This window comes from Actinocrinis sp. (assembly GCF_035653575.1).
In the GTDB taxonomy this organism is placed as follows: domain Bacteria; phylum Actinomycetota; class Actinomycetes; order Streptomycetales; family Catenulisporaceae; genus Actinocrinis.
The window spans coordinates 1-14,958 of the sequence record NZ_DASRBQ010000171.1 but is presented as its reverse complement, the minus strand read 5'-3'; the positions used below and the strand labels follow the sequence as shown (position 1 = coordinate 14,958).

Here is a 14,958-nt window from a genome sequence, read left to right as displayed (position 1 = left end):
GCCCGGCCGCCCAGGCCGCATCGTCGTTTCGGCTGGAATGCTGGAGACGCTCGACGACGCCGGCCGGACCGCGCTGCTCGCCCACGAACGCGCGCACCTCGCCGGCCGGCACTACGCCTTCACCGGCGTCGCGCGGCTCGCCGCGGCCGCGAACCCGCTGCTGCGGCCGCTCGCGGACGCGGTGGAGTTCACGGTCGAGCGCTGGGCCGACGAACACGCGGCGCTGGCGGTAGGCGACCGGCGGCTGGTCGCGGAGACGATCGCGCGCGCGGCGGTCGCGGCCAAGCACGGCAGGCCGCGCAGGTCGCCGGCCGTCGCACTCGGCGCCGTGTTCGAACGGCTCGGCGGCGGTCGCCTCGCGCCCCGACACTCGAAGAGCTCCGCGATGCGCGCAGCAGGACCGGTTCCGCGTCGCGTCGCCGCATTGCTCGCGCCGCCGCCGGGCCGCCGCTGGATGCTGCAGGCCGCAGTCGCGGGGATCGCGATCATCGCCGGGTTCTGCACCCTCGACGCCGCGCACGATCTGCATGAACTCCTTGAGGCGGCGAGCTACGCGCCGCATCACTGACTCTGCTCAATTACTGACTCTGCCCAAACACAGACGCTGCTCAATCCCTGGCACAGCCCGATCCACGGGCACGCCTTGCTCCCTGACGCGCCGATCGCCTCTGTGACGGAACCCTGACAGTCCAGGTGCCGTATCGGTGAACACCGAGCGGCTCGATCATCTACACTCAAGTAGAAGTTCTACATCTTTGTAGATGATGCGCGTCCGGACGGTAAGGAAGAGGTCGTGCCGAACCCCGCTCTGCTCACCCTCGCGACACACGCCGTGTCGCACGCCGCTGGGACCGGGGGCCACGTCCTGGCCTTGAACCCGCTGGACTCGACCTCGTGGCTCTCCAGCCTCGGCGCCCTCGGCGTCTTCCTGGTGCTCTTCGCCGAGACCGGCCTGCTCATCGGATTCTTCCTGCCCGGCGACTCGCTGCTGTTCACCGCCGGCCTGCTATGCACCGCGGGAGCGCACGCGGTGCACCTCTCCCTGCCGGCCGTGCTGGTCGCGGCGGCGGCCGGAGCGCTGCTCGGCGCGCAGACCGGCTTCTGGCTGGGGCAGCGCGGCGGGCGCGTGCTGCTCGCGCGGACCAAGAACCGCCACCTGCGCGACGGGGTCCTGCGCGCCGAGGAGATCCTGGAACGCTACGGATACGGCAAGGCGATCGTGCTCGCTCGGTTCATCCCGGTCGTGCGTACGGTGCTCAACCCGGTGGCGGGCGCGCTGGAGGTGCCGGCCCGGATCTTCACGCTGTGGCAGGTCGCCGGCGGCCTGGTGTGGTCGATCGGCGTGACGCTCGCCGGCTACGGCCTCGGTTCGAGCATCCCGAGCATCGACAAGTACCTGCTGCCGATCATCGCCCTCATCGTGGTCGTCTCGCTCAGCCCGCTCGCCGTCGAGCTGCTGCGCCGCCGTCGAAACAGTCGCGCGGACCGGCCGCAACCGCCTGCCGCGACCGCCTCCGCCGCCCAAGCCCGTCGCGCCGCATCGGAGGACTGCTGATGAGCGGCGCGGGCATCGACGGAAGTTGGTACCTGGACGTCACCGACTGGGCCAAGAACAGCCACTGGCTCGCCGGCGCGATGAACGTCTACACGACCCTCAGTCTCGGGGTGCTGATACTGCTGGTGCTCTGGGCCTGGTGGCGCAGCCGCCACGAGACGAACAACCCGCTGGTCAGACTCGGCGCGGTCGCGGTGGGTGTCGCCGTGGCGATCGGCGCGAATGAGCTGGTCAAAGCGCTAGTGCATGAGCGGCGGCCGTGCCTGAGCCTGCCTCAGGCCTACACCGTGGTGGCCTGTCCCGGCCCGACCGACTACGCGTTCCCGTCCAACCACACCGCGCTGGCCGGCGCCCTCGTCGCCGCGCTGTTCTTCTTCAGCCGGCGGCTCGGCGTAGTCGGCCTAGTCCTCGCGTTGATCGAGGGCTTCTCGCGGGTGTACCTCGGCGAGCACTACCCGCACGACGTGGTGGTCGGGCTGCTGCTCGGCGCGGTCGTCACGGCGGCGGTGGCCCGAGTGCTCAGCCCGCTGACCGTGCACTGGTTAGCCCGCCGCGAATCCCAGGCCCACTAGGCCCTTTTGGGAAAGTCTCGCCTGGGCCCCCAAGACGTCGCCGCCGACCACGCCCCTTGCCGGCAGCGGCGAAACCGGTCGGCGCTCCGTGCCCTATTGATCCCCTCCGGGCACGGGGCGCCGATCTTCTCTTTTCCCTTACCGGCCGGGTCAGCCGGCGTCCTGCAGGATCCCGATCGGGTTGCCGTCGCAGTCGCGCACGCTGGCGACCAGCCGGCCGCCGCCGACGTCCTTGACCTCCTCGAGAGTCTGCGCCCCTGCCTCGAGCAGCACGGCCAGGCTCGCCTTGATGTCGTCCACGTGCACGTACGGCAGCGGCCCGGTCATGTGCTTGGCGTTGGCCTTCGGGACCAGCCCGATGTCCTGGCCGGCCACCTTGTATCCGATGTAGTACGGCGCGTCGGCGATCGGCTCCGCGTCCAGCAGCTTGTTGAACTGCGCCTTCGCCCGCTGCATGTCGTCGACCGGGAAAAGGATCGTCTGAATGCCCTTGCTCACGGTGATCTCCCTGATTGACTCTTCGTCCGTTTACGTCCCGCCGGCGTGTATTCACCGTAAATCCGGGTCCCGCGCGTCCGCTTCTCGAATCCTGACCGATGGGCGCCGGCCGTCCTTGACACCTCCTGTGGTCTAGTCCAATCTGCTTGCTGTCACCTGTTTCCCCCCGCGAAGCGGCGTCGTCGCGGCTGCCTGCCTGGAGAGTCCATGACGCCGCGCCGCAAACGACTTGTGACCGCCATCGGCATCACAGCGCTGATGAGCACCGGTCTCGCCACTGCCGTCGCCCTTGCCACGCCCGCGACCGCCGCCGCCACCAACCTGCTGACCAACGCCGGCTTCGAGACCGGCGATCTGTCCGGATGGACCTGTGACTCCGGCACCGCGGCGGTCGTCGGCAGCCCTGTGCATTCCGGTTCGCACGCCTTAGCCGGCACGCCCAACAGTTCCGCGGACGCGCAATGTACGCAGACCGTGTCTGTCCAGCCGAATACCGCGTACACCCTCTCGGGTTATGTACAGGGTTCGTACGTGTACATCGGCGTCTCCGGCGGTGCGAGCACGTGGACGCCGTCCGCATCGAGCTACACGAATCTGTCGGTGTCCTTCACCACCGGCGCCTCGCAGACTTCCGTGCAAGTGTTCGTGCACGGCTGGTACGCACAGCCCACCTACTACGCAGATGACCTCGCACTGACCGGGCCCTCCGGACCGACGCCGTCCTCGTCCCCTTCGGCCAGTCCGTCGCACAGTCCGAGCCCGTCGCCGTCACCGTCCAAGTCACCCTCCTCTTCACCGTCGAGCAGCCCGTCCGCGAGCCCGACCGGGACCGTCTCCCCGCCGCCCAACGAGAACTGGCGCGTGGCGCCGTACCTCGACATCACCATGGCCACCCCGACCCTCGCCCAGATCGAGCAGGCCACCGGCCAGAAGACCTTCACCCTGGCCTTCGTCCTCGGCGACAGCTCGGCCTGCGACCCGTCCTGGGGCGGCACGATCCCGCTCACCGACTCGCGGATCCTCGGCGAGATCAACGACCTGCGGGCGCTCGGCGGCGACGTCGCGGTGTCCTTCGGCGGAGCGCAGGGCCCGTACCTGGAGACCACGTGCACCAGCGCCGCGCAGCTGGCCGCCGCCTACGAGAAGGTCATCGACACCCTGAAGGTCACGCACATCGACTTCGACGTCGAGGCCGCCACCAACACCGACATGGTCAACACCGCCATCGCGCAGGTCCAGCGCGACCGGCCGGGCACCGTGGTCAGCTACACCCTCGAAGTGCAGGCGGCGACCTACGGAATCACCCCGATCCTCGGCGTCCAGGTGCTGCAGAACGCGGTCTCGCACGGCGTGAACGTGGGCATCGTCAACCCGATGACCATGGACTTCGCGCCCGACGGTGACTGGGGCACCTCGGTCATCGAGGCCGCGCAGTCCACGGAGGGTCAGATGGCGCAGATCTGGCCGAGCCTCAGCTCGTCGCAGCTCTACGCGATGCTCGGGGTGACGCCGATGATCGGCGACAACGACACCGGCCCGGTCTTCACCATCGCCGACGCGCAGCAGCTGCTGTCCTGGGCGCAGGCCCACCACATCGGCCGGCTCGCGTTCTGGTCCGAGGGCCGCGACAACGGCGGCTGCTCCGGCGGCGTCTCGCCGACCTGCAGCGGCATATCGCAGTCCCCGTTCCAGTTCACCTCGATCTTCCATGCCTTCACCGGCTGAGCTTCGGCGCGGCAGACCGCAACGTACAACGCGACTCCGGGCAGCGTGGGGCAGCCCGGAGTCGCGGCGTTCCCTGAATCACCTCAGGGCTTAAGCGGTGGGTAGGTGGGGTCGAGCAGATCGTTGCTCTTCAGGAACCCGTGCAGCGGAGTGCTCTCCGGGTAGTGTCCCCACTGGTGGTCGCCCGGCACCTGGTCCGGGCCGGCCAGGTCGGCGCACAGCAGCTGGCGCTGGATCGGGTTGAAGGTCGCGAACTCGGGCGACGCGTGCAGCGCGTCGTTCTCGTCCCGGCCGTACGACCAGCGGTGCGAGTAGGCGAAGAATATGCCCTTGCGGGTGATCTCCGAGAAGTTGTTCGTGCGGGTGTGCCAGAGCCGCCGGTCGAAGAACACCGCGTCGCCGGGATTCGCGCACACCTCGACCGCGCCCGCGGGCTCGGGCCACTCGATGTCGCGGCGCGGCGGACCGTCGATCCAATTGCGCACGTGGCTAGCCGGCACCACCTTGAAATTGCCGCGCCCGGGCTCGGAGACGTCGGAGAGCCAGTAGGCGATCTTCACCGAGAGCCGGGGCCGCGGGTCGGTCTCCAGCTCCCGGTTCTGCCGGCCGCCGTCCTGGTGCCACTCGAAGCGGTACGGCTTCTCGATCCGGATCGGCGGGTGCACGTCCAGGTGCGAGTGATAGATGTGCACGTTCCAGCCGAGCACCGACCAGACCAACGGAAAGGTGTTCGGGTGATCGATCAGGCCGACCGCCTCCGGGCAGCTGGCCACGGCGCTCAGCTTGTGCATCGAGCCCTCGGCGGAAAGCCGGCCGGCATCCCGCTCCGCCGCGTATACGCGATCGATGGCCTGCTCGTAGTAGGCGACCTCGGATTCGCTGAGCGCTCCCCGGACGACCAGGTAGCCCTCCTCCTCGAACTGCGCGCGCTGTTCCTTGCTCATCGGCGTGACTGCCGCCGCCTGAGTGTCGGCCGTCATCGGGCCCCCTCCACTTGTGCCGCCGGCTAGGCCAGCTCCTCGTCATCACGGACGCGGCGCCCGGATCCCTCCCGGAAGGCGGTCACGTCGCGTTATGGCCTGTCAGAGCGGGAGTCTCGCAGTCTTGTGTGAAGAATGCGCCGCCCGTTGTCTAAGAAGACGCTTCAGGTCGGCTTTCGGAATCGGCGTCAAGAACATGAGTTTGCGCGGGGCTGATTGCAGGGCATCCAAGCGCCCTTGTGTGCTCCCGCGCTCCTTTGCTCTCCTGAGCACAGGAGGGCCGAGAATGTACGACGTCGTACACGAAACGGACATCGCGGTCATCGGGGCCGGAGCGGCGGGATGCGTGCTGGCCGCGCGGCTGAGCGAAGATCCTGCGCGTCGGGTGGTGCTGTTAGAGGCCGGGCCGGATTACCCGACGCTCGAACAGCTTCCCGAGGATCTGCGGGACGGATGGCGCTCTGCGGGCAGTCACGACTGGTCCTACCTCGACGAGGCCACCGGCGCGCCGGTCGCCCGCGCGCGCGTCGTCGGCGGCTGCTCGGCCACCAACGGGACCATCGCGTTACGCGGCACCGTACGGGATTTCGACGGCTGGGCGGCGCGCGGCAATCCGGGTTGGTCGTATGCCGAAGTGCTGCCTGCATTCCGCAAGCTCGAAGACGACCACGACTTCGCCGACCGCTGGCACGGACAGGGCGGTCCCTTACCAATTCGCCGTTACCGCACCAAGGAGCTGACTTCAGTCAACGCGGCGGCGTACGAAGCGGCGGTGCAGGCAGGATTCCCCGAGGTTGCCGACCACAACCGGCCAGGAACCACCGGACTAGGACACGCTCCCGTCAATGCGATCGGCGGCGTGCGGATGAGCGCGGCGATGACGTACCTCGCGCAGGCGCGGTACCGGCAGAACCTGGTGCTGCTGGCTGACGCCCTAGTCGACAGAGTCCTCATACACGAAGGCCGGGCCGTTGGCGTACTGCTCGCGGACGGCCGCATCGTGCGCGCGGATCGCGTGGTGCTGGCCGCCGGAACGTACGGCTCTCCGGCGGTGCTGCTGCGCTCCGGAGTCGGACCCGCGGACGAGTTGCGCGCGCTGGGTATCGACGTGCGCGTCGATCTGCCGGGAGTCGGCGCGAATCTTCAGGAGCACCCTGGCGTCTCAGTCATCTGGCCGCTCGCGCAAACGCAGCCGGACGGCCCGCGTTTCCAGGTCGTGGCGACCTGGCGCAGCGGCAGCGACGAAGAGGCCGACCACGACATGCAGCACGTCCCCGCCGGGACACCGCAGCTGTTCTGGGTTTCCGCCGCTGTGATGACGCCGCGATCGCGCGGCACCGTCAAGCTCGCGTCGGCCGATCCGGCTGCGGCTCCGCGCATCCGGCTCAATCTGCTGAAAGACCCGCTGGACCTGGCGCGCATGATCGAGGGCGTGCGCTCGGCGCGCCGCATCGGTACGCACAAGCCGCTCGCCGCCCTCGCATCAGGCCCCGAGCAGTGGGCCGGAGCAGGCGTCGAAGACGATGCCGAACTCGCGAACGCGGTTAAGGCAGCGGTCTGGACGTATCACCACGCGGTCGGCACCTGCGCGATGGGGCCGAGTCTGGCAGCCGGCGCGGTCGTGGACGCGAACGGCGCGGTACACGGCATGGATGCGCTCACCGTCGCGGACGCCTCGATCATGCCGGTGATCCCCGCGGCGAACGTCCATCTCACGACCTTGATGATCGCCGAACGGATCGCGGCGCGGCTCAGCTCCGGGTAGCGAGCTGCGGCGCCGAGGCGGCTTCCTGCTCGGCGGAGGGCAGCAGCCGGGCGGCGAGCACCGCGACGTCGTCCTCCGCGCCGTGCGGGAGAAAGCGGCTGAGCACCGTGTCGAGCAACATCTCCAGCGGGCGCTGCGGATCGAGGTCGAGGTTGGTCAGCGCGCTGATGCACTCGTAGATGTCCTTGCCGCGCCGCTCGACCAGCCCGTCCGTGTAGAAGAGCAGGGTCGCGCCGGGCTGGAAGTCGATGGTCGAGCAGCGGTAGTCGGTGCGTCCGCCGAGAACCGTGCCGACGCCGAGCGGCGGATCGACCGGCAACTCCACCAGCGTGCTGCTTCCGTCCGGCTGGATCAGCAGCGGCGGCATGTGCCCGGCGTTCGCGAAGCTGCACGTGCGCCGCGCCGGATCGACGACGGCGACGACGCAGGTCGCGGCCCGGTCGAAGGAGAGCGCGTCGGCTATCCGCTCCGCCTCGGTCAGGATCCGGTCGGGCGCGTCGCTCTGCAGGGCCAGGGTGCGCACCAGCGAGCGGAATTCGCTCATCGCGGCCGCCGCCTCGAATCCGTGGCCCATGACGTCGCCGACGACCAGCAGAGTTTTCCCACCGGGGAGCGCGACGGTGTCGTACCAGTCGCCGCCGATCTCGATGTCCGCACCGGTTGGTAGATATCGGCTGGCGCACTGCACATCCGGGTGCGGGGTACGCGGCCGGGCGAGCAGGGCTTGCTGCATGACCAGCGCGGTCTGGTGTTCGTGGGCGTAACGCTTGGCGTGGTTGATGCTGGTTGCGGCGCGGCGGGCCAGATCGGAGACCAAGTCCACGTCTTCCTGCGAGAACTCTGATGACTCGCCGGCGCGGATGAGGATCACCGCACCGACCAGGTCGCGGCGTGCGGTAAGCGGTACGCAGATGGCGGAATGCATATCGAGCTTGCGGTACAGCGCGACACGGTCCGCGTCAGGAGCGTCAGCGGCCAGCTCGGTGTCGCTCGGCACGTTGGAGATCACCGGGCGTTGCTCGGTAAGACAGCGTGCGACCGCGGACGAGGCCTGCGGCGCGATCACGGTCCCGGCCGCGCCGAAGTACTTCGCCGCTTTTCCGAGCCGGGGCGTCGTGGTCATCGCGACCCTGCGCAGCCGCAGCGCGCCGCGGGCCGGCAGCACTCCCGGCGCGCCGTCCACGTCGAGCACGTCCACCGCCGCGATGTCGGCCAGCCTGGGCACGAACAGCCTGGCCAGCTCCTTGCAGGTGTGTTCGACGTCGAGGGTGGTGCCGATCCGGGTGGCCGCCTCGTCGAGCAGCGCGAGCCGGGTGCGGGCCGTGTCGAGCAACTGCCGCACCCGGTAGGTCTCGGTCACCTCGATGACGACGGCGACCAGGCCGAGCACGGCGCCCGCCGAGTCCTCGAGCCGGTGGTAGGCGTTGATCCACCAGCGGGTCTCGCCGGCCGGATCGGCCGGAGTGCGGCCGGTGGCGGTGGCGAACTGCGGCCGGCCGCTGGCCAGCACGTGCCGCAGCACCTTCTCCATCGGCTCGTAGTCCAGGTCGGGCAGCACTTCCGGCACGCGCTTGCCGAGGTGCTCGGCGGCCGGAACGCCGTTGAGCGTGGCCAGCGCCTCGTTTACATAGAGGTAGCGCAGGTTCGGATCGAGGACGCCGATCCCGGCCCCCGAGCCGTCGAGGATGGCGCGCGTGACCCGGTAGTCGTCGAGGACGGACGGCAGCAGCGCCGCCGCGCCGACCCCGCCGGCCAGCAATCCGTTGACCAGCTCGCGCGCCCGGTCGTGGCTGAGCACCGGGCCCTCTGTCGGCTGCGCGACCTGCACGGCCGGCCCTCCTGGGTCATCGAGACACAGCACAGTGCGATGTGATTCTGAGACTGACATATCGGATGATTCAGCTCAACCTGGATGCGTGAGGGAGCGAGTGTTGACCCCTGGTGAGTCCCCTGTCACTGACCCGAACGGGTGAAGTCGACGCAGGGTTCAGTCCCTTAGCGCGCGTCCCTCCGGTTGAACTGACCGTGAGCAAGAGCTTCGTGGTCAGGGCGGGAGCAGCCTGCGCGGCGAGCATCGTCCCGGGGATTCTCGCGGCCGGCCCGGCTGCTGCCGGGACCGAATACTCGGGCACGCTTCGTGTGGTGTCTGTCGGGTCCAGACCCGCTGAAACCACGCTTCTCGCCCTCAATCAGCTCCGCAGTGCAGAAAGCGCACGCAGTACAGGTCGTGCAGAGGGCGGCGACGGTGGCAATGGGGGCCGTGGCGGCGGCAGCTTCGCCTGCGTCGCCAGCTCTCTCCCCGTTCCGAGCGCACCACCCTCGTCTCCGAGCGCCTCGCCAAGCCGCACCGTACCCACTCCGGCCAGCCCGACCTCCCCGGCTCCTACTCCCCGCACCACTCCACCGACCGCTCTCCCCGCTATCCCAGTCAGTCGCGTCAGGCCCTTCGCCGCCTCGTCATCCACCACGATCCCGTCCGCTGCCATCGCCCCGCTTCCTCCTCCCGCCGCCACCAAGAAGTCTCGTGGACTGCTGCCGTTGATGGCACGTCACCTGCGCCGCCACCTGCCGCTCTTGCTCATCCTGCTGCTGGTCGCAGTCATCCCGGCGGTACTCGTCGCCACGCGTCGCGCGGGCTCGGCAAGCTCGCGCTGAACTTGCGCGGCGGGAATTATTGCGCGGCACGCAAGTTTCGGCTATCGTCGAAAACATGAACGAACCACAGGGGGGCTCGGGCGTCGGTCCGCCGGAGCGGTCCCGAGCTAAGTCGCCACGCTGGCACGGGGATGCGAAACCGGGGTTGCGCGAGCGCAAGAAGTTGGCGACCCGAGAGGCGCTGACGGCCGCCGCCATGCGGTTGGCGCTCGAACGTGGCTTCGACAACCTGCGAGTGGAGGACATCGCCGAGGCCGCCGGTGTGTCGCCGCGTACCTTCAACAACTACTTCCCCAGCCGGGAGGCGGCGATCTGCGCCGCTCGCGTCGGCCATATGCAGCGGCTCGCCGCCGCGGTACGTGCCCGACCGGCCGAGGAGGCCCTGCTCGACGCGATCATCAACACGGTGAGCGAGAACCCGCGCGAACCGAACCGCGCCGAGTTCCTGATGATCCATTGCAATCCATCACTGCGCGCCGAGTTTCTGCGCACCGCCGCCGAGACCGAGGCGCCCCTGATCGAGGCGATCGCCGAACGCACCGGAACGGAACCGGGGCACCTGTTGCCGCAGGTCGCCGCCGCGGCGGTGTTCGGCGCTCTGCGCGCCGCCCTCCAACAGTGGCTGCGCAACGAGCAGTCGCAGCCGTACCACCTCCTGCTGTCCGACGCGCTTAATCAGTTGCGCGTACTGTCCGCTCCGCCGCAGGCTTCTGCCCCGGAGCGTGCCGCTCCCGTCGAGACTTCCTCCGCCGACCCCGCCTCGGGACCTCAGCCGAACGCTGTCAGTCCTGTCAGCGGCGCGTCAGCGGAGCAGGCCACCATGAGTGGCCGAGCAGCCTGACCATCCCACCGGGAGCGGCCGCCGCCGTGCCCGCCACGAACTGAGAGTGTCCGTGTGCTGATCAAAATTCTGCGCGCCTTCCTGCGCCCGTACGGAAGGCCACTGGCGCTGATCGTCGTGCTTCAGCTCGCGTCGACGATCGCCACGCTCTACCTGCCCACGTTGAACGCCGACATCATCGACAACGGCGTGGTCAAGGGGGACACCGGCTACATCATGACCGCGGGCGGCGTCATGCTCGCCATCTCCCTCGGCCAGATCTGCTGCTCGATCGGCGCGGTGTATTTCAGCGCCCGCACCGCGATGGCCGTCGGCCGCGACCTGCGCGCCGCCGTGTTCACTCGGGTACAGGACTTCTCCGCCCGCGAGGTGGGCAGGTTCGGCGCGCCGTCGCTGATCACCCGCACCACCAACGACGTGCAGCAGGTCCAGATGCTCACCCTGATGTCGTTCACCCTGATGGTCACCGCGCCGATCATGTGCGTCGGCGGGATCATCATGGCACTGAATCAGGACGTCCCGCTGTCCGCGCTGCTGCTGGTCATCGTCCCGGTGCTGGCGATCGCGGTCTCGCTGATCATCTCCCGGATGCGGCCGCTGTTCCGGTCCATGCAGACCCGGATCGACAGCGTGAACCGCATTCTGCGCGAGCAGATCAGCGGTATCCGCGTGGTGCGCGCCTTCGTTCGCGACACCGCCGAGCGCAGCCGCTTTGACGGCGCCAACACCGAACTGCGCGACGTCTCGCTCGGCGTCGGCCGGCTGATGTCGATGATGTTCCCGACCGTGATGCTGGTGATGAACCTCTCCAGCGTGGCCGTGATGTGGTTCGGCGGACACCGGATCGCCAGCGGCGGCATGCAGATCGGCGCGCTGACCGCGTTCCTCAGCTACCTGATGCAGATCCTCATGTCGGTGATGATGGCCACCTTCATGTTCATGATGGTGCCGCGCGCCGAGGTCTCCGCGGAGCGCATCAACGAAGTGCTGGGGACCGACAGCAGCGTGGTGCTGGCCGGCAGCCCGGTCCCGATCGGCGACCGGCGCGGCTATCTGGAACTGCGCGATGTCGAATTCCGCTATCCGGGCGCCGAGGAGCCGGTGCTCAAGGGCATCGACCTGGCGGCCAGGCCCGGCGAGATCACCGCGGTCATCGGCGGTACCGGAAGCGGGAAGACCACGCTGCTCAACCTCATCCCGCGGTTGTTCGACGCGACCGGGGGCACGGTGCGCGTCGACGGGATCGACGTTCGGGATCTGGACGCCACCGCACTGGCGGAGGCGGTCGCGCTCGTACCGCAGAAGCCGTACTTGTTCAGCGGAACGGTGGCCTCGAACCTGCGCTACGGAAAGCCGGAGGCGACCGACGAAGAGCTCTGGCACGCGCTGGAGGTCGCGCAGGCCAGGGACTTCGTCGAGGCGATGCCGGAGGGCTTGGACGCGCCGATCGCCCAGGGCGGCACGAACGTCTCCGGCGGTCAGCGCCAGCGTCTCGCGATCGCCCGCGCCCTGGTGCGCCGCCCGGACATCTACCTGTTCGACGACTCGTTCTCAGCGCTCGACTACGCCACGGACGCCGCGTTGCGCAGAGCGCTGGCCCGGGAGACCGCGGACGCGACCGTGGTGATCGTGGCGCAGCGGGTCAACACCATCCGGCACGCGGACCGGATCATCGTGCTCGACAACGGCCGCGTGGTCGGCGTCGGCACCCACCAGGAATTGATGCAGGACGTGGACGGAACGTACCGGGAGATCGTGCTCTCCCAGCTGACCGAGCAGGAGGCAGCGGCGTGAGCGGCCAAACGGGGAACGTCGCCGGAGGCGGCGAGAATGAGGGCCGCAACGCCGGGGGCGGCGCAAACGGGACCGGCCCCGGAGGTCCGGGCGGCCCCAACGGCCTCGGCGACACGGCGGGTTCGGCCTCGGCCAACGGCTCAAGCGCGCCAACGGGTTCCGAGGGTTCCGGCATCACCGACGCTCGTCCGGTGACCGGTGCGAGCGGGCCTGGGCCAGTCAACGGCTCAGCCGGAGCGGACCGTCCGGGCGCCAACGGCTCCGGCACGTCAGGGCCAGTCAACGGCTCAGTCGGTGCGAACAGTCCCGGCGGTGCCAACAGTCCCGGCGGCGCAAACGGTCTAGGTGGCCCCAGCAGCTCTGGCGCGGCCGCAGGCGTCGGCGAACGCGCCGTACCTAAGCGCGGCCCCGGCCCCGCCCCCGGCGGATTCCGCGGCGGACCCGCGGCGTTCATGGCCGGCCGGTCCACCGAGAAGTCGCTCGACTTCAAGAACTCCGGCCTGCGCCTGCTGCGCACCATGCGGCCCGAACGAGCGCTGATCGTGCTCGGCCTGCTGGTCGGAGTCTTCTCGGTCGGGCTCAGCGTGCTCGGCCCGAAGGTGCTAGGCCACGCGACCGACCTGATCTTCGCGGGCGTCATCAGCAAGCAGATCCCGCCCGGCGTCACCCAGGCGCAAACGGTCGCCCGGCTGCGCGCGCAGGGCCAGAACAACCTGGCCGACCTGATCAACTCGCTGAGCTTGACCCCTGGCAGGGGCATCGACTTCACGCACGTGGGTCAGGTGCTCGGCGTCGTCGCGCTGATCTACATCGGCGCCTCGCTGCTGATGTGGCTGCAGGGCCGGCTGACCACCACGATCGTGCAGCGCGCGATCTACCGGCTGCGCGAGCAGGCCGAGGCGAAGCTCGCCCGGCTGCCGCTGAGCTACTTCGACCGCCAGCCGCGCGGCGAGGTGCTCAGCCGGGTCACCAACGACATCGACAACATCGCGCAGAGCATGCAGCAGACGCTCAGCCAGGTGATCATCTCGCTGCTGACCATCGTGGGCGTGCTGAGCATGATGTTCTCGATCTCGTGGCTGCTCGCCCTGATCGCGCTGGTCACGGTGCCGATCTCGGTGTTCATCGCGGCCCGGCTCGGCAAGCGGGCGCAGCCGCAGTTCATCAAGCAGTGGGCGACCACCGGCAAGCTCAACGGTCACATCGAGGAGATGTACACCGGGCACTCGCTGGTCAAGGTCTTCGGCCGTCGCGCCGAGGCCGAGGAGCGCTTCCGCGAGCACAACGAGGAACTGTTCCAGTCCAGCTACCGCGCGCAGTTCGTCTCCGGGTTGATCCAGCCGGCGATGTTCTTCATCGGGAACATCAACTACGTGCTGGTCGCGGTGGTCGGCGCGCTGCGCGTGGCTTCCGGGGCACTCTCGATCGGCGACGTGCAGGCGTTCATCCAGTACTCGCGCCAGTTCACCCAGCCGTTGACCCAGGTGGCCAGCATGGCGAACCTGATGCAGTCCGGAGTGGCCTCGGCCGAGCGCATCTTCGCGCTGCTCGACGCCGAGGAGCAGAGCCCGGAGCCGACCGCGCTGCGCCTGCCCGCGCAGGTGACCGGCCGGGTGAGCTTCGAACACGTATCGTTCCGCTACGAGCCGGACAAGCCGCTGATCGAGGACCTGTCGCTGAGCGTCGAGCCCGGCCACACGGTCGCCATCGTCGGCCCGACCGGAGCGGGTAAGACCACATTGGTCAACCTGCTGATGCGGTTCTACGAGGTGACCGGCGGCAGGATCACCCTCGACGGAATCGACATCGCCGAGGTCTCGCGGGAGGACCTGCGTTCGAAGACCGGCATGGTGCTGCAAGACGCGTGGCTGTTCGGCGGCACGATCGCTGAGAACATCGCCTACGGAGCGGACAATCCGTCAATGGAGCGGATCATCGAGGCCGCAAAGGCGACCCACGTGGACCGCTTCGTCAGGACGCTGCCGGACGGCTACGACACGGTCCTCGACGACGAGGGCGGCAACGTCAGTGCGGGCGAGAAGCAGCTGATCACGATCGCGCGGGCTTTCCTCGCCGAGCCTGCGATCCTGATCCTCGACGAAGCGACCAGCTCAGTCGACACCCGCACCGAGGTGCTGATCCAGCGAGCGATGAACAAGCTGCGCGCGGGCCGCACCAGCTTCGTCATCGCGCACCGCCTCTCCACCATCCGCGACGCCGACCTGATCCTCGTCATGGAGGCAGGCCAGATCGTGGAGCAAGGCACCCACGACGAACTACTGGCCATAGACGGCGCATACGCGCGGCTCTACGCGGCGCAGTTCGCACAGGCCGTGGCGGAGGTCGACTGAAAAGAGCGGACTCGCGGTCGCGGACGTCCGCTGACAGAAGCGAATCCGACTCCGGCGCCGAGCTGGGGCGGCGCACGGATCGGCTGCGGCCTCCTCGACTTCGAGGAGGCCGCAGCCGCTACGGATACACGACACGGCCGGGCCACGGCCGCCAGCCGAATCAGTTCAGCTGTCGCCGATCGACTTCGGGACGATGAGCTGTCGTCGGCCGAATTCCTGACG

Annotated in this window: 11 protein-coding genes; 8 read left to right on the top strand and 3 right to left on the bottom strand. The window is 69.0% G+C overall.

Annotated elements, in window-relative coordinates; all coding sequences use genetic code 11:
* The 3 genes from VFA06_RS23505 to VFA06_RS23495 form a co-directional block, all read left to right on the top strand.
* The coding region (locus tag VFA06_RS23505) for a M56 family metallopeptidase (RefSeq protein WP_324842867.1) at window positions 1–568 on the top strand (568 nt) is incomplete at its 5' end.
* A 303-nt stretch (window positions 569–871) separates the two neighbouring features.
* A complete protein-coding gene (locus VFA06_RS23500; RefSeq protein WP_349260318.1) occupies window positions 872–1,555 on the top strand; it encodes a DedA family protein in 684 nt (227 codons plus the stop codon).
* Window positions 1,555–2,127 (top strand): phosphatase PAP2 family protein, encoded by a 573-nt coding sequence (locus VFA06_RS23495; RefSeq protein ID WP_324842865.1) that lies wholly within the window; start codon window positions 1,555–1,557, stop codon window positions 2,125–2,127. The genes VFA06_RS23500 and VFA06_RS23495 overlap by 1 nt, the downstream gene beginning before the upstream one ends.
* Before the next feature lie 150 nt (window positions 2,128–2,277).
* On the opposite strand, the gene VFA06_RS23490 is transcribed toward VFA06_RS23495, so the two are convergent.
* Window positions 2,278–2,625 (bottom strand): VOC family protein, encoded by a 348-nt coding sequence (locus tag VFA06_RS23490; protein ID WP_324842864.1) that lies wholly within the window; start codon window positions 2,623–2,625, stop codon window positions 2,278–2,280.
* Window positions 2,626–2,832: 207 nt separating this feature from the next.
* Between VFA06_RS23490 and VFA06_RS23485 the strand changes: the two genes are divergently transcribed.
* Window positions 2,833–4,350, top strand: a complete 1,518-nt coding sequence (locus VFA06_RS23485; RefSeq protein ID WP_324842863.1) for a carbohydrate binding domain-containing protein — start codon at window positions 2,833–2,835, stop codon at window positions 4,348–4,350.
* 83 nt (window positions 4,351–4,433) lie between these two features.
* On the opposite strand, the gene VFA06_RS23480 is transcribed toward VFA06_RS23485, so the two are convergent.
* The gene (locus VFA06_RS23480; RefSeq protein ID WP_324842862.1) at window positions 4,434–5,330 is read right to left on the bottom strand and encodes a phytanoyl-CoA dioxygenase family protein; all 897 of its coding nucleotides are present in this window, start codon (window positions 5,328–5,330) and stop codon (window positions 4,434–4,436) included.
* Between the two features lie 286 nt (window positions 5,331–5,616).
* Here VFA06_RS23480 and VFA06_RS23475 point away from each other — a divergent pair, with 286 nt between their 5' ends.
* Entirely contained in the window at window positions 5,617–7,095 is a 1,479-nt protein-coding gene (locus tag VFA06_RS23475; protein WP_324842861.1) for a GMC family oxidoreductase, read from the top strand.
* Here VFA06_RS23475 and VFA06_RS23470 read toward each other — a convergent pair.
* On the bottom strand, window positions 7,082–8,923 hold the full coding sequence (locus tag VFA06_RS23470; protein WP_324842860.1) for a SpoIIE family protein phosphatase: 1,842 nt from the start codon (window positions 8,921–8,923) through the stop codon (window positions 7,082–7,084). The two genes, VFA06_RS23475 and VFA06_RS23470, sit on opposite strands and share 14 nt — an antisense overlap.
* Before the next feature lie 846 nt (window positions 8,924–9,769).
* On the opposite strand from VFA06_RS23470, the gene VFA06_RS23465 reads away from it, so the two are divergent.
* The 3 genes from VFA06_RS23465 to VFA06_RS23455 are packed head-to-tail and all read left to right on the top strand — an operon-like array spanning window position 9,770 to window position 14,736.
* Window positions 9,770–10,591 carry a TetR family transcriptional regulator gene (locus VFA06_RS23465; protein ID WP_324842859.1) on the top strand — a complete coding sequence of 274 codons (822 nt, stop codon included), beginning with the start codon at window positions 9,770–9,772 and terminating at the stop codon, window positions 10,589–10,591.
* Window positions 10,592–10,645: 54 nt separating this feature from the next.
* On the top strand, window positions 10,646–12,385 hold the full coding sequence (locus VFA06_RS23460) for an ABC transporter ATP-binding protein (protein ID WP_324842858.1): 1,740 nt from the start codon (window positions 10,646–10,648) through the stop codon (window positions 12,383–12,385).
* On the top strand, window positions 12,382–14,736 hold the full coding sequence (locus tag VFA06_RS23455; RefSeq protein ID WP_324842857.1) for an ABC transporter transmembrane domain-containing protein: 2,355 nt from the start codon (window positions 12,382–12,384) through the stop codon (window positions 14,734–14,736). Before VFA06_RS23460 ends, VFA06_RS23455 begins: the two co-directional genes overlap by 4 nt.
* Window positions 14,737–14,958: the final 222 nt, after the last annotated feature.